15 protein-coding genes are annotated in these 18,923 nt (G+C 54.2%); 13 read left to right on the forward strand and 2 right to left on the reverse strand.

What is annotated here, in order from left to right; translation table 11 throughout:
• Positions 1 to 13 precede the first annotated feature (13 nt).
• Positions 14 to 1,201: a sulfate adenylyltransferase gene (sat, locus tag EYC82_RS03680; RefSeq protein ID WP_279248198.1), complete on the forward strand. Its 1,188-nt coding sequence runs from the start codon at positions 14 to 16 to the stop codon at positions 1,199 to 1,201.
• Between the two features lie 49 nt (positions 1,202 to 1,250).
• Positions 1,251 to 2,207 (forward strand): DHH family phosphoesterase, encoded by a 957-nt coding sequence (locus EYC82_RS03685; protein WP_279248199.1) that lies wholly within the window; start codon positions 1,251 to 1,253, stop codon positions 2,205 to 2,207.
• A 42-nt stretch (positions 2,208 to 2,249) separates the two neighbouring features.
• On the opposite strand, the gene EYC82_RS03690 is transcribed toward EYC82_RS03685, so the two are convergent.
• Positions 2,250 to 2,963 carry a helix-turn-helix transcriptional regulator gene (locus tag EYC82_RS03690; RefSeq protein ID WP_279248200.1) on the reverse strand — a complete coding sequence of 238 codons (714 nt, stop codon included), beginning with the start codon at positions 2,961 to 2,963 and terminating at the stop codon, positions 2,250 to 2,252.
• A 258-nt stretch (positions 2,964 to 3,221) separates the two neighbouring features.
• Here EYC82_RS03690 and xylB point away from each other — a divergent pair, with 258 nt between their 5' ends.
• From xylB to EYC82_RS03735, 9 genes are all read left to right on the forward strand, one after another.
• A complete protein-coding gene (gene xylB, locus EYC82_RS03695) occupies positions 3,222 to 4,694 on the forward strand; it encodes a xylulokinase (protein ID WP_279248201.1) in 1,473 nt (490 codons plus the stop codon).
• Between the two features lie 19 nt (positions 4,695 to 4,713).
• Positions 4,714 to 6,048 carry a xylose isomerase gene (gene xylA / locus EYC82_RS03700; RefSeq protein WP_279248202.1) on the forward strand — a complete coding sequence of 445 codons (1,335 nt, stop codon included), beginning with the start codon at positions 4,714 to 4,716 and terminating at the stop codon, positions 6,046 to 6,048.
• Positions 6,049 to 6,103: 55 nt separating this feature from the next.
• Complete coding sequence (locus EYC82_RS03705) at positions 6,104 to 7,261, forward strand: Gfo/Idh/MocA family protein (protein WP_279248203.1); 1,158 nt, start codon at positions 6,104 to 6,106, stop codon at positions 7,259 to 7,261.
• A 16-nt stretch (positions 7,262 to 7,277) separates the two neighbouring features.
• Complete coding sequence (locus EYC82_RS03710) at positions 7,278 to 8,333, forward strand: sugar phosphate isomerase/epimerase family protein (RefSeq protein ID WP_279248204.1); 1,056 nt, start codon at positions 7,278 to 7,280, stop codon at positions 8,331 to 8,333.
• Between the two features lie 142 nt (positions 8,334 to 8,475).
• Entirely contained in the window at positions 8,476 to 9,801 is a 1,326-nt protein-coding gene (locus EYC82_RS03715) for an MFS transporter (protein ID WP_279248205.1), read from the forward strand.
• A gap of 10 nt (positions 9,802 to 9,811) precedes the next feature.
• Positions 9,812 to 10,657: a sugar phosphate isomerase/epimerase family protein gene (locus EYC82_RS03720; RefSeq protein ID WP_279248206.1), complete on the forward strand. Its 846-nt coding sequence runs from the start codon at positions 9,812 to 9,814 to the stop codon at positions 10,655 to 10,657.
• A gap of 53 nt (positions 10,658 to 10,710) precedes the next feature.
• A complete protein-coding gene (locus tag EYC82_RS03725) occupies positions 10,711 to 10,995 on the forward strand; it encodes a hypothetical protein (protein ID WP_279248207.1) in 285 nt (94 codons plus the stop codon).
• Entirely contained in the window at positions 10,992 to 11,609 is a 618-nt protein-coding gene (locus EYC82_RS03730; RefSeq protein ID WP_279248208.1) for a gluconate 2-dehydrogenase subunit 3 family protein, read from the forward strand. Before EYC82_RS03725 ends, EYC82_RS03730 begins: the two co-directional genes overlap by 4 nt.
• Before the next feature lie 13 nt (positions 11,610 to 11,622).
• A complete protein-coding gene (locus EYC82_RS03735) occupies positions 11,623 to 13,329 on the forward strand; it encodes a GMC family oxidoreductase (RefSeq protein WP_279248209.1) in 1,707 nt (568 codons plus the stop codon).
• Between the two features lies 1 nt (position 13,330).
• Here EYC82_RS03735 and EYC82_RS03740 read toward each other — a convergent pair whose 3' ends face one another.
• Complete coding sequence (locus EYC82_RS03740; RefSeq protein WP_279248210.1) at positions 13,331 to 14,446, reverse strand: helix-turn-helix domain-containing protein; 1,116 nt, start codon at positions 14,444 to 14,446, stop codon at positions 13,331 to 13,333.
• A 134-nt stretch (positions 14,447 to 14,580) separates the two neighbouring features.
• Between EYC82_RS03740 and EYC82_RS03745 the strand changes: the two genes are divergently transcribed.
• Positions 14,581 to 16,593, forward strand: coding sequence for a beta-glucosidase (locus tag EYC82_RS03745; protein WP_279248211.1), 2,013 nt, complete (start codon positions 14,581 to 14,583; stop codon positions 16,591 to 16,593).
• A gap of 16 nt (positions 16,594 to 16,609) precedes the next feature.
• Positions 16,610 to 18,919, forward strand: a complete 2,310-nt coding sequence (locus EYC82_RS03750; protein ID WP_279248212.1) for a TonB-dependent receptor — start codon at positions 16,610 to 16,612, stop codon at positions 18,917 to 18,919.
• The last annotated feature ends 4 nt before the right edge of the window (positions 18,920 to 18,923 follow it).

Genomic DNA, 18,923 nt, shown 5'->3' on the forward strand with positions numbered 1-18,923 from the left:
CAGGAGAATCCGAATGATTAAGCCTCATGGCTCAGACACGCTCAATCCGTTATTTGTGCATGACAAAGATAAACGCCACGCCTTGCTCGCTGAAGCAGAATCTCTGCCCTCCCTGCTAATTAGTTCTGCGGCGGCAGCTAACGCTGTAATGTTGGGTGGTGGTTATTTTAATCCGTTGACTGGCTACATGAATCTTGCGGATGCACTGAGCGTCGCGGAGACGCTTAAGACCACTGATGGTCTGTTTTTCCCAGTACCTGTTATTAATCTCACAACCGAGACGGGCGTAGAAGCCGGGAGTCGGATCGCCTTAAAAGACCCTAATGTCGAGGGGAATCCTGTTCTGGCAGTGATGAACGTTGAGGCAGTAGAGGAAGTCAGTGATGAACAGATGAGCTTCATGGCGGAAAAAATCTTTCGCACGCTCGATCCTGATCACCCCGGTGTTGCTACCTTTCTGGGAATGGGGCGGACCTTGGTGTCCGGCCCTATCGAAGTATTGAACTATTCCTATTTCCAAACTGAGTTTCCCGATACATTCCGCACCGCCGTGGAAATCCGTGACGAGATCGCCAAGCATGGCTGGGAGAAAGTGGTTGCTTTCCAGACTAGAAACCCGATGCACAGAGCTCACGAGGAGCTGTGCAGGATGGCGCTGAACGACTTGAATGCTGACGGTGTGCTGATTCACATGTTGTTGGGCAAGCTTAAGCCTGGCGATATTCCCGCAGATGTGCGCGATGCATCTATTCGGAAGATGGTAGACGTGTACTTCCCGCCAAACACGGTGATGGTAACAGGCTATGGCTTCGATATGCTGTATGCAGGTCCGCGTGAAGCGGTGCTGCATGCTGTGTTCCGTCAGAACTGCGGTTGCACCCACCTGATTGTGGGGCGTGACCATGCAGGGGTAGGGGATTACTACGGTGGGTTCGATGCGCAAACTATCTTTGATGAAGAGGTCCCGGAAGGCGCGCTTGAACTGGAGATATATCGCGCTGATCACACGGCTTACAGCAAGAAGCTTAACAAAGTGGTGATGATGAAAGATGCGCCGGATCACGATAAGGAAGACTTCGTATTATTATCCGGCACAGCCGTTCGTGAAATACTGGGTCGTGGCGAAGCACCTCCGCCAGAATTTTCGCGTCCCGAAGTAGCGAAAATTCTATCGGACTATTACCAGTCCCTCGATCAATAAAACTTTTTAACGGCACCCGCTCGCGGGTGCCGTGCTCAATGGGATTGCTATGAATTACGATCTGTTTAATGGTGATGCAGACGGCATTTGCGCGTTGCTGCAGTTGCGCAAGTTTGAGGCGCTCGAGTCGGAACTGGTGACCGGCGTGAAACGTGACATCAATCTTCTAGCCAAGATCGAGGCCGGCGCAGGAGATCGTGTTACTGTGCTGGATGTTTCGATGGACAAGAACAAGGTGGGCCTGGAAACTGTGTTGTCTGCTGGCGCATCGGTTTTTTATGTTGACCACCATAAGCCCGGCGATATTCCCACCAATAAAAATCTCACCGCTATCATTAATGAAGCCCCCGATGTCTGCACAGCGGCACTGGTAAATGATTACCTGAAGGGCGCGCACCTTGATTGGGCCGTGACAGGCGCATTCGGCGACAATTTGAAAGATACAGCCAGAGCACTGGCGAAGGATCTGGATATCTCCAGTGCCGATCTCGCCTCGCTAGAAGATCTGGGCACCTATATAAATTACAACGGTTATGGCCCAGCCATTGAGGATCTTCACTACGATCCAAAAGCACTTTATTTGAATCTTTTTGCGGCCGATGGCCCGTTGGATTTTGTCGTTAATTCGCCAGATTTCCGTAAGCTGGGGGAGGGATACACATCGGACATGGCCGCGGCGGCCTCGCTCAAGCCGATGAGGGTGGATCAGCATGTGGCTGTTTTTGTGCTCCCCAATGAGGCGTGGGCGCGCCGTGTCAGCGGTGTCTATAGCAATGACCTTGCTACGGATAATCCGGACCGTGCGCACGCGGTGCTCACCGTGAAAGAAAACGGCAACTATTTAGTCAGCGTCCGTGCTCCCATGACAAATAAACAGGGCGCCGCAGACTTGTGTATGCAGTTTCCAACCGGTGGTGGGCGTGCGGGGGCAGCGGGCATTAACGATTTACCTGCGGAAAGCCTCGATGACTTTGTAGCTGCGCTGGGTGTGGCCTACGGCGCCTGACGCCTATGACGGCGGGTTCGGCTCGCGTAAACCTGGTTTTTTTTAACCTCGCTCTTCTTTTGGCGTTATGCCAAAGTTTTTTTTGTATGCGCGGGTCATGTGGCTGTGATCCGCAAATCCGATTTCCTGTGCGATTACCCCGATAGCCTTGTCTGTTTCCCGCAGCAGTTGTCGGACATTGTCGAGGCGCACCTCGTTGATGTATTGCCGAGGCGTCTTGCCAAGATGCTTGCGAAACCGTCGCTCCAGCGCGCTCACAGATATATTGCAGGCACTGGCAAGAGACTTTACGGTGATAGGGTGGTTAAAGTGGCGACTGATGTAGTCGACCGGCGCGCGTAATTCTTGAAATGGCGTGGTATTGCTCTCGGTTCGATTGAGGTGACGACTGAGGCCAAAGGTGCCAAGGATGTCGTTCTGCGGGTCGTGCACAGGCCACTTGGACGTGAGAAACCAGTCGCCGCTGCCACCCGCAGCAAGAATGAGCTCTAGCCGGTTTGATACGATGCCCCCTTCAAGTACATGGCTATCGTCGCTGACATATTTTTCGGCGAGGTGCCGCGGTGCGATATCGTAGTCGCACTTACCCAGCAAGCCTTGCAGAGAGCGAAAACCAAAACGCTCATAGAATAAGCGGTTGCCGTAGACAAATCGTCCATGGTTGTCCTTGAGCCAAGCATGAGTGTCAGGAATAAGATCGAGAACGGCGAAACTTTGCTCCGCCCCGGCGAGGGAAGAAAAGACCAGTTTTGACATTTATTATCGCTCACGCTGATTTTATACAAATTATAGGCCAAAATATTCAAGACTTCCGCCGGTGTGGGGCGGATTATCGTTGGGGAAGGAGTCGCCAAGCGATCTGCGCATGATTTGCGCAAAGCATCGTCAATCAACTCGGTGGCGGGGTTACTGCCAAAAACAAACAACAACGGAGATGCAGGCGTTTGCACGAGAACCTATGACCAGTGCTGCTCTGCCAACAGTGACCGCCTTTTTCCGAGTAGGTCACTAGGCGTGTACCTCGGAATCGATATCGGCACTCAAAGTGTCAAGGCGTTGCTCTATGATCTTGACCGAGCCACAGTGCACGCGACCTCATCCGAACCCCTGCCGCTGCGCAGTGACCGCGATGGCACCCGAGAGCAGGAAGCGAGTTGGTGGATAGTAGCGCTGGAGGCCTGTGTTTCGCGGCTACCAGAGGCGGGCAGAAAAGCGATTCGAGGCGTTGGTGTGTCTGGTCAACAACACGGACTAGTGCCGCTTGGCAGTGCAGATCAGGTATTGGCGCCGGTAAAACTGTGGTGCGATACGACAACCGAGCAACAATGTGGGGAGATTACTCACGCCTTTGGCGGGCGTGAGCGTTGCATCAAGTCAGTGGGAAACGCGATTTTGCCGGGCTACACCGCCTCCAAGATTCGCTGGCTTAAGCAACATCGCCCCGCGGCTTATGATGCTCTCGCTACGGTATTACTGCCTCACGACTACATTAATTTTTGGCTCACCGGTGAGCGGGTTATGGAATATGGCGACGCCTCTGGAACCGGTTTACTCGATATCCGCAAACGGGAATGGCATTCAAAAATGTTGCAAGCGGTCGACTCTGAGAGAGCTCTCGCTGAGGTCATGCCTCCGCTTGTCGGCGCGGAGTCGCCCATCGGTCGGCTGCGTAATTCGGTTGCCGAGCGACTTGGGCTGCCTGCTGATGTTTCGGTGAGCAGTGGCGGCGGAGACAATATGATGGCTGCGATCGGCACTGGAACGGTAGTTGCCGGGCGTATGACCGTGAGTCTCGGCACATCTGCTACGCTATTTTCCTCCGCGCAGCAGGCAGTGATTGACAGCGCGGGCGATATTGCCGCCTTTTGTTCTTCCACCGGTGATTGGCTGCCCCTCCTGTGCACCATGAACTGCACCGTTGCCACCGAGTTAACGCGCAACGCGCTAAACCTGTCGCTGGAGGAAATGGAGGAGGCGGTCGCCGCGGCCCCGGTCGGCGCTGAGGGTGTCGTCACTTTGCCGTTCTTCAACGGAGAGCGCACCCCTGATTTACCCCGCGGTAAAGGTTGTGTGCTGGGTCTGGACGACACCAATTACTCTGCGGGCAACCTGCTTCGATCGGCGATGGAGAGCGCGGTATACGGTTTGCGCTCCGGGCTCGATGCCTTTAGTCGAAATCATTGTCGCGTCGACAGTCTGCGCCTGACGGGGGGAGGGTCGATCAGTGCAGTCTGGCGTCAAATGGTAGCAGATGTCTTTAATTTGCCGGTCACCGTGCAGACCTGCGATGAAGGTGCTGCACTGGGGGCTGCGCTGCAAGCCGCCTGGGTAGACAGCGGGGACGGTTTAGTCGATCTGCTCGATGCGCAGCTGAGCGTGGACGAGTCCCGCTGTTGTCTGCCATCCCCACAACGAACGGTAGCGTATAACGAGCACTACGACAGCTATCGCCGCCACGCAGAGGTGGCTCTGCAGTTGTACACGTAACGCGAAAGGAACTGGACTCATGACACGACAATTGTTTATAGGCGATAAGGAATATTTTCGCGGAATCGGACGCATTCCTTACGAGGGCCAGGAATCTGATAACCCGATGGCGTTCAAGTGTTATGAAGCGAAGCGCATGGTCGGCCACAAGACCATGGAGCAGCACTTGCGTTTTGCTGTCTGTTATTGGCATACATTTTGTGGCGGAGGGGCTGATCCATTCGGCGTCGACACGCAGGTCTTCCCTTGGGATGCGCCCGCTGATCCCGTTGATGCGGCAAGGGCGCGTATGGACGCCGCCTTTGAGTTTTTTACTAAATTGGGTGTTCCTTACTACTGTTTTCACGATCGCGATATGGCTCCAGAAGGAAACACTGTCGCTGAGTCAGAAGCCCTGTTATCCACTATGGTCGAGCTGGCCCGTGAACGACAGGAAGCGACGGGCATGAAGCTATTGTGGGGTACCGCTAACCTGTTCGGGCACCCGCGTTATATGAACGGCGCAGCGACCAATCCAGATTTTGCCGTAGTAACCCATGCGGCAGCTCAAGTGAAGGCGGCTCTTGATGCCACGGTTGCTTTGGGCGGCGAAAACTACGTATTCTGGGGTGGCCGAGAAGGCTACTCCAGTTTGTTAAATACAGAGACACAACGTGAGCTGGATCACCTCGCGCGTTTTTTAGAGACTGCCAGAGATTACGCGCGCGGGATCGGCTTTACCGGGACTTTTCTGGTTGAGCCAAAGCCGATGGAGCCTTCGAAGCATCAGTATGATTTTGATGCACAGACAGTGATCGGTTTTTTACGCCACTATGGGTTGGCGGGTGATTTTAAGGTCAATGTAGAAGCTAACCATGCAACTCTGGCAGGACACAGTTTTTCCCACGAGTTACAGATGTGCACGGACGCCGGGCTGCTAGGCAGTATCGATGCTAATCGAGGCGATCCACAGAATGGCTGGGATACAGATCAGTTTCCGTCGGATCTATATGATGCTGTGCACGCGATGTTGGTCGTGCTTGCAGACGGAGGGCTGACTCAAGGCGGCTTGAACTTTGATGCCAAAGTCAGACGTGAATCTGTTGACCTTGAGGATATTTTTATCGCTCATATCGGCGGCATGGATACGTTTGCCCGTGCTTTGCAGGTCGCCACGCGTCTGCTGGAGGGTAGTGCGATGCCGGTGCACAAAGCCGGGCGCTACCGCAGTTTTGACAGCGGCGATGGCGCCGCTTTTGAACGGGGCGAGCTTGACCTACTTGCTCTGCGAAACCTGGCCGTAGCGGGAGGTGAGCCCAATCACACCAGCGGTAAGCAGGAGTGGTATGAAAATCTTGTTAATCAGTATTTGTAAGAGCACGGAAAAATGCGGAGAGCGTGAGTAATGGCAGTCTGAGGAGAGTGTGACTATGGCGAAAATAAGAATGGGCATGGTCGGCGGCGGTGAGGGGGCGTTTATTGGCGCGGTTCATCGCATGGCGGCGGCGCTCGACGGTGAAATCGAACTCGTCTGTGGTGCGTTTAGTAGCGACTCGCAACGCTCAGCTCGCTCTGGAGCGGCCCTGCATCTGCCTCCGCAGCGAGTGTACAGCGACTACCAGAGTATGATGAATAATGAGCAACAGTTACCGGTGCAGGAGCGCATGCAGTTTGTCTCGATTGTCACGCCCAATCATTTACATGCGCCTGTTGCAACCGCGGCACTGCATGCAGGCTTTCACGTTATGTCGGATAAACCGGCCACCTTTGATTTACAGGAGGCGCTCGCACTGCGTGCGCTTGTGCGCGAGTCAGGCCTGTTATATGGACTCACGCATACCTATACCGGCTATCCACTTGTCAAGGAAGCGCGCGAACGCATTGCTGCGGGTGAACTGGGCGCCATCCGCAAAGTTGTGGTGGAATACCCCCAGGGCTGGCTGGCGGACCGACAGGAAGATACGGACAACAAGCAGGCAGTCTGGCGACTCGACCCTACTCAGGCCGGAGTCAGCAGTTGCATGGGGGATATCGGCGTGCATGCAGCGAATCTTGCCGAGTACGTTACCGGGCTAAACATCAGTGAGATGTGCTCCGATCTCACCGCCTTTGTTGAGGGGCGAAAGCTGGATGATGATGGCGCTGTGCTGCTGCGCTTCGATAACGGCGCACGAGGTGTGCTGCATGCAAGCCAGGTCAGCGTTGGCGAGGAGAACGGAATCAGCGTACGTGTCTACGGTGAGCTCGGGGGGCTAGAGTGGCGCCAGGAAGATCCCAACACGCTGTGGCTCAAATGGCCCGACCGCCCCGCGGAACGCTTGCGTACCGCGGGGGGCTATCTCGGCCCACTGGCTACTGCGAGTGCGCGCACGCCCATGGGGCACCCTGAGGGTTATATCGAAGCCTTTGCCAACCTTTACAGGTCTTTTGCGCAGCAGATTCAAGCAAGGGAGTCGGGAGGTTCGCCCGACCCTTTGGCACTGGACTGCCCGGGTATTGAGGAAGCGGTCCGTGGCATGCAGTTTATTGAGTTGGCGGTAGCTGCCAGCGCCAGTGATGTGAAATGGCACCGTTTCGACAAACAGTAATGACGAGGAATAGCTTATGTCCAAGATGAAAGGCCCCGCCATATTTCTGGCACAGTTCGCCACTCCGGAAGCACCCTTCGATACGCTCGAGAATATCACTCGCTGGGCGGGGGACCTCGGGTATAAAGGTGTTCAGATACCAACATGGGAATCTGGACTTATTAATCTGGAACAGGCCGCCGCGAGCAAGGATTACTGTGATGAATTGAAGGGCATATGTGCAACAAACGGTGTAGAGATAACCGAATTGTCGACCCACCTGCAGGGGCAGTTGGTGGCTGTGCACCCGGCCTACGACGAACAGTTTGATGGCTTCGCGCCACCGGAGGTTCATGGTAACTCCGCGGCACGACAGGCTTGGGCCGTGCAGCAGTTAATGCTGGCTGCTCGCGCCAGTGAGAACCTTGGGCTTGATGCTCACGTGACGTTTTCCGGTGCGCTGTTGTGGCACACCATGTATCCCTGGCCACAACGGCCAGAGGGACTCGTTGAAACAGGCTTCCGGGAGCTGGCCGAGCGCTGGACGCCAATCCTCAATGCTTTTGATGAGGCCGGTGTTGACCTCTGCTACGAGATACACCCAGGCGAGGATCTTCACGACGGAATAACGTTTGAGCGCTTTTTGGAGGCCACTGGCAATCATGCGCGCTGCCACATTCTGTACGACCCCAGTCATTTCTTGCTACAGCAAATGGATTACCTGCAGTTCATCGACATCTATCACGAGCGGATCAAGATGTTTCATGTCAAGGACGCGGAGTTTAACCCCGATGGGCGCCAGGGCGTTTACGGTGGTTACCAGGGCTGGGTAGACCGCGCCGGACGTTTTCGCTCCCTCGGCGATGGGCAGGTAGATTTCAGCGGTATTTTCAGTCAGTTTTCCAAGTACGGTTTCCAAGGCTGGGCAGTATTGGAATGGGAATGTTGCCTAAAGCATCCGGAAGACGGTGCTCGCGAAGGGGTGGATTTTATCAACCACCACATTATCCGAACAACGGACAGGGCGTTTGATGATTTTGCCGGAGGAGGCGCTGACGAAACCACCAACCGGCGTATACTCGGGCTTGATTAATCCTGCTGGCACAGATGACCTTCTCGTATCACGGCAGACGTGGCAAGCTAGGCAATAACATACCTGGCGTGCGATCAATCGGACATAACACAATGGCGCTAGCCCATTGGTTAAACAATAACGATAACCGGGAGTAGGATTCATGACTGGCATCACCATCGACCGCAAGCGACTTTATTACGTCGGCAACCTGTCAATCTTTATGATCGGCCTTGGGTTTGCCGTGCGAGCCAATATCGCCTCAAATTTACAGGCAGAAATATATGACAAGATCGACCTCGCTAATTCTGCGGCGATGCTCGGTGAAGCGCTGGGAGCGACCTTTACGGGTTTTGCGCTGACGCTACTGTTCGGCAGCGCACTGGTTGACCTAATCGGCATGAAGCGCATGCTGTTACTCTCTGCGCTGGGATACATTGCCGGTGCTTTCGGGTTGCTGGCAGCGTCCATGATGGACGTGGGCGCGACGGTTGAAACCCTCGTGTTGGTTAGCCTGCTACTCACCGGGTTGGGATGGGGCGCTGTTGAAGCGGCATCAAACCCGATGGTGGCCGCGCTTTACCCTGAGGAGAAAACCCACCGCTTGAATATTCTGCATGCTTGGTGGCCAGCCGGTATCGTGGTGGGTGGATTACTTGGCGTCGCTATTAGTGGCTTTGGCTTGTCCTGGAAACTCAACATGCTGGTGTTGATGGTGCCTGCTGTGGCCCTGGTGTGGCTGGTGGCGTCCTCGACCTTCCCTGTGACCGAGCGCGTAGCCGCCGGGGTGAGTTATGGCGACATGTTTCTGGAGCTCTTAAGGCGACCGATGTTCTGGGTTTTCTGGGGCTGCATGTATCTCACTGCAGCTGCCGAACTCGCGCCGGGCCAGTGGGTGAATATTTCCCTGTCCAACATTGTGGGTATGCAGGGTATTTTGTTATTGGTCTATGTCAGCGCGCTCATGTTTGTGGGGCGCCATTTTGCCGGCCCCATTGTTGCGCGTATCTCCTCTGTCGGCCTCATGTTCGTCAGCTGCCTTGCTGCGGGTATCGGATTGTACCTGTTAAGCATGGCGTCTTCTCCATCGCTGGCATTTGCCGCCGCCACGGTCTGGGGGCTTGGGGTGTGCTGGATGTGGCCCACCATGCTGGCAATTGTGGCGGAGCGTTACCCTCGTGGCGGTGCAATGGCAATGGGTCTTATGGGGTTTGCAGGCGGTATGTCGATTCAGTTCGTACTGCCAATGATGGGCAGTATTTTCGACTCAGCCAAAGCGGAGGCGGCTGGCGGCGCAGATAAGCTGGCGACACTTGCACCCGACGCACTGCAGGAAGCGATTCGCTATGCGTCGGTAGAGTCCTTTCAGTCAGTAGCAATTGTGCCCCTGTTGCTACTGCCGGTCTTTGGCGTTATCTGGCTCTTCGATCGGCGCAATGGCGGGCAACAAGCCGAGGTAAAAACCTCCAGTAATACAAACGCCGACTGAGGAGCGACTGATGGATGTCAAGATTGGTATGAATATGTTGCTATGGGGTATTCAGATAACACCGGATCATATTCCTGTATTTGAAGGCTTGGCCCAGGCGGGATACGACGGTGTAGAAATTCCCGTCGTTGGACAGTCTCAAACGCAGTTAAAGACCATGGCATCTGCCTGCGACGATCTCGGACTGGAACGCACCGCTGTGGCCTTTGTCGGGGAAGATGTAAATCCTATTTCACCCGACGCGGCGGTACGAGCTGCGGCCATCGACAGTCTGAAAAAAGGCATTGATGATGCTAAATTGATTGGCGCAGATATTATTGTCGGTGGTATTTACCAAGCGCATAAGTACTTTACTGGTGCTGGACCGACTCGCGAGGAGTGGAACTGGTCGGCAGAGTACCTGCGTGCCTGCGGAGAATACGGGGAGGAGGTTGGCGTGCGACTTGGGCTGGAGTTTCTTAACCGCTTCGAGGTCTTTCTCATCAATACTGCCAGTGACTGTAAACGAATGGTCGAACAAGTAGGCCTGAGCAATGTTGGCGTGCACTACGACACCCACCATGCCAATATTGAGGATACCGATCCAGAGCAAGCCTTGCACAACTGTGCGTCCGTGCTGAACCATGTTCATCTCAGTGAAAGTCACCGGGGTACTTTGGGCACGGGCCAAGTCGACTGGATAGCAAGCTTTCGCGCACTGAAGGCTATCGACTATACGGGGTGGCTGGTTATCGAATCTTTTGGTACCGTCGACCCCGATCTCGCAGCGGCGGCGAATGTTTGGCGTAATGCGTTCGACTCGGAAGAACAGGTTTACCGTGAGGGTATCAAATTTATACGCCAGCATCTGGCGTGAGGCAGTTGTGTTATGTTGTTCAGGTGTGGTTTGGGAGTAAAGCTGAAGTGGTGATGTCGCGCTCGCAGCTGCTGGTGGCAATTCTGCTTGCGGCTTACTTTTATCTCGGGTTACCGGCGACGGCCACATTATTTTATGAGCTGTATCACGTGATAGGGATCGGGGCTCTGTACTGGGCTTATAGTGGCTTTAAAGCAGCGGGCTATTTTCTTGGCGCCTACGAGTATCGAGTCCCGGTATGCTTGGCGTCTGCGGCAGTCATCGTGCTAGTGCCTGTCTGGGTAAAAAAATTATTCTCGACTGAGAGAACCGGGCAGACGAATGAGGAGCGGTTGTGAATAGACGTGAATTCTTGCAATGTGCTGCCATCCTGGTCTCTGGCAGCAGCGCGGCCCAGCTGGGCTTTAGTCTAAATGAGGAGCAGAAGGTCTATCTGGCGACTGCGCCTGACTTTAATACGACGCCAGTAAATTATTTCACCCCGCTGCAGCGAAAAATTATTGCAGCAATGGTCGAGGTTATCATTCCGCGCACCGATACACCCGGCGCTATTGATGCGGGAGTTCCAGTATTTGTCGAACTCATGGCATCTCAATGGTTGAATGAAGAGGAGGCGGCAATATTTAATGCCGGCCTTGCCGATATTGAAGTCCGGATTCCGCTTGCCTTTGGAAGTCCATTCCACGCGTTAGTTCCGGAGCAACAACTGGAGATCATGCAGGCGCTGGAGGATGAAGCATCTGGTTCTCCCTGGTATGACTTTGGTAATATACAGCGTGACTTTGTTAGCGATGCGCCCTTCATCTGCCAGCTCAAGGAGCTCACCATTTGGGGCTTCTTTACCTCCAGAGAAGGCGGTAGCCAGGTATTGCGTTATGATCCCATGCCTATGTATTTCGACGGCAACATTCCTCTGAAGCAGAATGACAGCAGTTGGCTTACAGTGCTTTAACAGGTAACACAGCATGCTTGAACACACCCAATATGATTTTGATGCCATCGTCGTCGGCTCCGGCATATCCGGCGGCTGGGCCGCCAAAGAGTTGACTGAGAAGGGTCTAAATGTGCTTGTGCTCGAGCGTGGTAAACCGCTGCAAGCTGGCTCTGGTTATCTAGGCGAGCACGCTCCCCCGTGGAAAGTGCCCTACCAGGGCAAGCGCCCTCGTGAATTGTACGAGGAGGAATACCCCGTGCAGAGCAAGGTCTGGCACTCGTTTAACGAAACCAGCCGGCAGTTTTGGAACAATGACAAGGAAAACCCCTATGCGACGGATGAAGGCAAACCCTTCCTCTGGGCCCGAGCCGATGTCGTCGGTGGACGTTCGCTTATCTGGGGTCGCCAGACATATCGCTTCAGTGAAGAGGATTTCAGGGCCAACGCAGTCGATGGCCACGGAATTCCCTGGCCTATCACCTATGATGAGATAGCACCGTGGTATAGCTACGTTGAAAAGTTTGTCGGTATTAGCGGTAAATCTGAGGGCCTGTCTCAGCTTCCCGATAGTGAATTCCAAAAGCCGATGCCCTGGTTTGCGCTGGAGGAAACCATTCATGGCCGACTCAGAAAGAAAGCGCCAGACATTACCTTAACCAGTGCACGTGTCTCCATCCTCACAGAGGACCTTCCCGGTCGCAAGGCTTGTCACTACTGCGGCCCCTGTTACCGAGGCTGCTCTACGGGCAGTTATTTTAGTTCGCAAGCCTCTACGCTTCCTGCCGCGACTGCAACAGGGAACATGACCTTGCGTGCCAATTCTGTTGTGGAAAGATTGGAATATGACGCGGACTCAGGAAAAATTTCGCGCGTTCATGTCATTGATACGCAAACAAAAGAGCGTATGGCTTTTTCGTCGCGCATAGTCTTTCTCTGCGCGTCGACGGTGGGTAGTACGCAAATATTGATGCAGTCTGCAAGTGATTCATTTCCTGATGGTTTAGCTAATAGCAGCGGTGTGCTTGGCAAATATATGATGGACCACACTCTCGGAATTAGCGGTCTGGGGTTATTCCTGGACAACATGGATAGCTATTACCACGGCAACCGTCCAGCAGGATTATATATACCCCGTTTCAGGAATGTTGGCGCTCAGGATGAGGATGCGGATTTTCTTCGTGGTTACGGTTACCAGACCGCGACCTTGCGACAAGACTGGCAAACAGGATTTAATACCAAGGGCTTCGGGGCCGGCTTGAAGGACAAGCTACGTAAACCTGGGCCGTGGATTTTTGCACTGGCGGGGTTTTCCGAGTGCTTACCCAGAGAATCCAATCGGATGTATCTTAGCAAGCGTCAGGTCGATCGTTTTGGTATGCCATTGGCGGCGTTCGATTTTGAATGGAGTGACAACGAGATCAACGCACGCAAGGATGCGACAAAGCAGGCGCAGCGGATTCTGCGTGCGGCAGGGGCCGTATTAGCCTTGCCCGGTCAGGAAGAGATGTCCGTTCCCGGTGAAGGCATTCACGAAATGGGTACAGCGCGCATGGGAGACGACCCTGGAAAGTCCATCCTGAATAAGTGGAACCAAGCGCACGATGTTCCCAATCTGTTTGTTACCGATGGCTCGTTTATGACCTCTGCTTCCTGCGTCAACCCATCACTCACGTACATGGCTTTCACCGCGCGTGCCTGTGATTATGCGGTACGACAATTGAACGAAGGGTTGATCTGATTTACGTGTCTTTGCTGAAACTCCGGCGAAAATGTCTGGGACTGCAGCCCATGTTTTTGCTGAAATAACGGGTAAAATGAGCTGGGTCCTCGTAGCCAACGAGGCTGCCGATTCGACTGATTTTTTCGTCGGTGGTTAAGAGCAGTTTGCGGGCTTTCTGCAAGCGGATATCATTGATCCAGGCCTTGGGGCCCAGGCCCATCTGTTCTGCGAACAGATGGGCAAAGCGTGATATCGACAGATTGCAATCTGAGGCGACTTCCTCAAGCGTAAATTTTTGTTCCAGACGCGATTGCATGTACTCACAAGCATGCCTGATCCTTGAGTCCACCGGCTTGCTCTCTTGATCTCCCAGGGCCACTCGCGCGCGAATAAGTATTTCTTCCAGTTTGTTGTGTTGTAGATTGGACTGCTCAATGCTCCCGGACTGGCCGATATCAATCAGCTCCCGGAATAATCGCTCAACTTTTAGTCTGGCTTCACCTTCCGGCAGCGCTAACAGCAGAATACCCTGGTCCAACTCTTTCCATGCGGTTAGCTCCGACCAGTGGGGCCTGGGCTGAAATAGCGCCCAGAGGTGCTGCCAGTCCTCTTCCAGAGGGTGCAGTCCATAGTGATAGCGCGCATCCGGACGCATCAGCATCATGTCGCCGGGCGCCGTGCGGCGCTCCATGTTTTCACTCAGAAAGATACCCCCACCGGCAAGATTGAGATGCAGGGTCCAGCAGGGCATTTCCTCTACACGGGCATGTACGGAATTCACTTGACCCCGGTGGACAAGCGTTGAGCTGGCGCGGATATTTCGCTCGTAGAGGAGTGCGTGGTCAAAGCCACTGAAAAGCTCCTCTATCAATGTAGCGGCGTCCTCATCGGAAATACCTGTGGGGGAGGACATGCGTCTCTGCCATTTCTCAACCAGCGGTCGCTGGGCCTCGAGAAACGCCTGGTTTTGCTGCAACCGTTCGCCCAGACGGTTTAGTTCATCGGTGTCGATGGGTGTTCCAAGAAAGGCCTGGATGGCAAGCACACCAGCGGGCTCTGGCTGCCGACCATGGAACCAGGCGTAAAATGCGCGAGCCGCCAGCTGGATTGTTGAGATATCAGCAGAATCCGTCATGTTTGGCCATTTATGGCGCGTTTAAAGACGCAGAGATAGCAGAAAAAAACAAGAATACAGCAAAGCGGGGCATTTCGCACACGCCCGCGCCGCGCTACGCTTTGCTGACATGTCGCCAGTGATCGGCTTAGATAATGCCCGTTAATCAGACGTTTCGATTCAGGGATTCAAAGTGCCCACTTGAGGATCGGGTTGAGGACCTGCTGTCATCCCTCACGCTGGAGGAGAAGCTCTCCCTCTGCGCCGGGGCCGGGTTCTGGAAGACAAAACCTGTTCCACGGTTAGGAATTAAAGCCTTTCGCCTGACTGATGGGCCGCGTGGCATCGGGTTTCATTCTACCGGCAAGCGGTGTACGGCCTTCCCATCAGGCATAGCGCAGGCAGCTACCTGGGATACTGTGCTGATGGCGCGATTAGGTGAAGCCCTGGGCAAAGAGTGTCGGGCGACGGGAGGGAGAACCCTACTCGGCCCCGCTATCAATATCACGCGTACGCCCCTGTGCGGACGCACCTTTGAATATCTCAGCGAGGACCCTCATCTCAACAGCCGACTCGTAGTGCCTCTCGTGCAAGGAATACAAAGGCAAGGAGTTGCCGCCTGCATCAAACATTTCGCTGTCAATAATCAGGAGAGTAATCGGGTTCGCGTGAGTGCAGAGGTAAGCGAGCGCGCTTTGCAGGAAATTTATCTACCTGCTTTTCGTGCCGCCGTGGAGGAGGGAGACGCGTGGGCGGTAATGGCGGCATATAACGGCATCAATGGCACGCCAGCGTGTGAAAACGAAGACTTGCTCAAAAGGCGGCTGCGCGACGAATGGGGTTTTCGGGGCTTTGTGGTTAGCGACTGGTTTGCCGCACGATTTACGTCGTCTGCAGAAGCGTGCGTGCGCGGTGGGTTATCGCTGGAGATGCCTGGTAAGGGCGCGCGGTATACACCGAAGAAATTGCGCGAGGGCCTCGCTGAGCTGCGTTTCACGGAAGCAGATATCGATGCGAACCTGTCGGGCCTTCTGCGGGCCATGATTTTAACCGGTCATCTGGATTCGGATTCCCCGCGGGGTGAACGCAACATACCCGAGCATCGGGCGCTGGCACTCGAGCTAGCGTTGTCGTCCGCCACGTTATTGAAAAATGATAGAAAAACGCTGCCATTGGATTGCTCCCGCAGTGCCACAATCGCACTACTAGGCCCCAGGCTGGACAAACGCAACTGCCTGCCTCTTTGGGGTGGTAGCGCTGGTGTATGGCCACCGGATGAAATAACGCCGTTGAGGGGGATGCAGGAGGAGAACGAAGGGCGTTTCACTTTTGTGACCAACCCGGCGAAAGCGGATGCTGTCATCCTTTTTCTTGGGCTCAGTCATCGTCCGGGCCTAGATTCAGAGGTAAAAGACCGCGCCTCGCTCGCATTACCATGGGGACAGGATGAATTGGTGCGTAAAACACTTGCTCTAAATCCCAATACGATCGTGGTACTTACCAGTGGTAGCCCTGTAGCGATGCCCTGGGCTGATGATGTTCCTGCAATCCTGCAGAGCTGGTATGCAGGAATGGAGGGTGGCAGGGCGATCGCGCGCCTGCTGTTTGGTGACAGCAATCCGTCTGGCAAGTTGCCGGTCACTTTTCCGCGCTCACTGGAAGATATTTCGGCCCATTCCTCTCCGAGGACCTTTCCCGGCAGTCGAGAGACCGTGCACTATGAAGAAGAGTTAATGGTCGGGTATCGTGACTTTGACAAGCGCGGCATTGAGCCTCTGTATCCTTTTGGTCACGGCCTTTCGTATACCCGTTTTGCCTACCACGACCTGGAATATGTGGTCGAGCCTACGGCATCCGATAGCGCAGTGGTCATCACCATGATGTTGATCAATGAGGGGGAGGTTGCGGGTGCCGAGGTGGTACAACTGTACGTCGCAGATCGGCAAGCCGGCTCCGATCGCCCCGACCAGGCTCTCCGAGCGTTTATAAAAGTGTCTCTTGAGGCGGGAGCGCGTCAAGCGTTGCGGTTTACGTTACGTCGTGATGACCTTGCTTATTTCTGTCCGAAAGCGAATAGTTGGCGTGTTCGTGGAGGTGATTACGATATCAGACTGGGCTCATCCTCCAGGGATATCCGACTGCGCGGCACCGTACACATTACCGAATAATAAAAGAGAATACGCTATGAAAAAAACACGAGCAGGAGCCGGCGCGATAGATACGGTCGATAAGCGTGCCTGGCTGTGGCTGTGGTCGGGCATGTTGCCCGGGTTGGCACTGGGCGCTCCCGCTCTGGAGGAAGTGCTGGTCACAGCAACCAAGCGAGAGAGTAGCTTGCAGGATGTCTCAGTGGCGGTGACTGCGCTCAGTGCTCAGGCTCTAGAAAATGCCCAAATTACCTCGTCAGAGCAGCTGACCTTTCTTGTTCCGTCCCTAAATCTGCAGAAGGGGTTTAACCCCCGGCAAACCTCTTTCTCTATTCGCGGCATTGGCACGCAGTCATTTAGCAGTGCTGTGGAGCCAAGTGTTTCTACTATGGTAGACGGCGTGGTCATGGGGCGCTCTGGTCAGGCCTTTATGCAACTGCTGGACGTGGAGCGTGTCGAGGTTCTGCGTGGCCCACAGGGCACACTTTTTGGAAAAAACTCCACAGCTGGCGTGGTACATGTCATTACGCGCGATCCGACAGACACGGCGGAGGGCGAGATTATGACCGGTGTGCTGAACGGCGGTGAGTATCGTGCAGGGGGAACGGTTTCAGGACCGGTGAACGACGAGCTTGGGTTTCGCCTGTCAGCTAATGGGAAATGGCAGGATAATTTTACCCAGAATTTCTACGACAACAGCGATCTCAACGGGAATGACGAGTGGAGTGCGCGTGGCAAGCTGCGGTGGTTGCCGACAGAGACGCTCGAGTTGAAATGGACGAGTGATTATTCCGATCGATCCTGTGATTGTACTGCCGCACCCGTTCGCTCCCTTGAACCCTATGGCGGCAACGAGGCAGAAGTCGCATCAATTTTGGCTCTGTTAGCCCCCGCAGTGCCCAGCGATAAAAACAAAGATGTGAATATCAATAAACAGCCGTCCAGTGATGGTAAGTCGTGGGGGCACTCATTGGAGGCGAATCTTGGCATCGGAGAGTATACGGTGACGTCGATTACAGCTTATCGAGAGTTTGAGGTTAACGGTTTTCAGGATGTTGACAGCCAGCCCATCGACGCATTCGGGTTTGATCAGTTCGGGGGTAGCGATCAGAATCAGTTCACTCAGGAGTTGCGACTCCTGTCGCCCGCAGATAATAAAGTTTCTTTCGTTGCTGGCGTATTTTATTTCGATCAAGACGTCAGCCGAAAGTTTCGTCGCCAGTTTGAGATCTCTCCGGGAAACCCTGGTGAAGCGGTTGCTGATTTTAAAGTAGACACGGAAAACTGGGCCGCATTTGGTGAGGCAACGTGGGCGATTAGCGATGACTGGATGCTGATTCTCGGCGCACGTTACACGCAAGACGATCTTTCTTTTAACTTTGAGCGGACCCAATCGGGCTTCGGTATCGGTTTGCCTGCTGCTGTAGAGCCTACTCCGGGTGATACCGATGAAGACGACCTCTCCGGTAAAATTGCGCTGCAGTGGGATTTTTCAGATGTCGGCATGACCTATGCCAGTTATACGCAAGGATACAAAGGGCCGGCATTTGATGTGGCATTTGGAACAGACCCTCAGAATCTGGAGCGCGTTGAGCCCGAGACATCCGACGCTTGGGAATTGGGTCTGAAGTCAACTCTCTGGGATGACCGCCTCCGCCTGAACGCAGCGCTATTTTATGCGCGCTATAAAGATTTTCAGTCGCAGGCGTTCATCGATTCGGACGGGACTCCTGACTGCCCGGATGATAATCCGGGTTGTGACCCCGATGATGATCCGGGAAGCTTTGTACTGATTAACGCGGGCAGGGTGACTACCGCAGGGCTGGAATTGGATTTTCTTGCTCAGGTCACCGACAGCTTGAGAGTCTCAGGTGGCGCTGCATATATCAATGCAGAGATTGACGATTACGATGGAGGCCCATGCAGTGGTGGGCAAGAATTTCGCGGCGAATGCCCCGACGGCGTGCAGGACCTGTCCGGCGGAGATCTACCGTATTCGCCCGACTGGAAATTAAACGTTGCTGCAAACTACACGTTCTTTCTGGATGACGGATTCGATATCGAACTGATGGGGGCAGTGCGTGCACAGGATGATGTGCTTTATTCTATTACGCAGGACAAAAATACTATCGAAGATGGCTATACCATCTTTGATGCGTCCCTCATAATTAAAGACCACGATAATCGATGGAGAGCCACGCTGTTCGTGCAAAACCTCACTGACAAGTTTTATGCTCTAGCCATACAGTCGTCGAACCCCAACCTGTTGCCCAATGGCTATACCCATATTTATTCGCGCCAGGCTGAACGGACCTACGGTGTGGAACTGCGATATCGCTGGTTCTGATCTT

Origin of the sequence: Candidatus Marimicrobium litorale (assembly GCF_026262645.1) — a bacterium.
Classification (GTDB): Bacteria; Pseudomonadota; Gammaproteobacteria; order Pseudomonadales; family Halieaceae; genus Marimicrobium; species Marimicrobium litorale.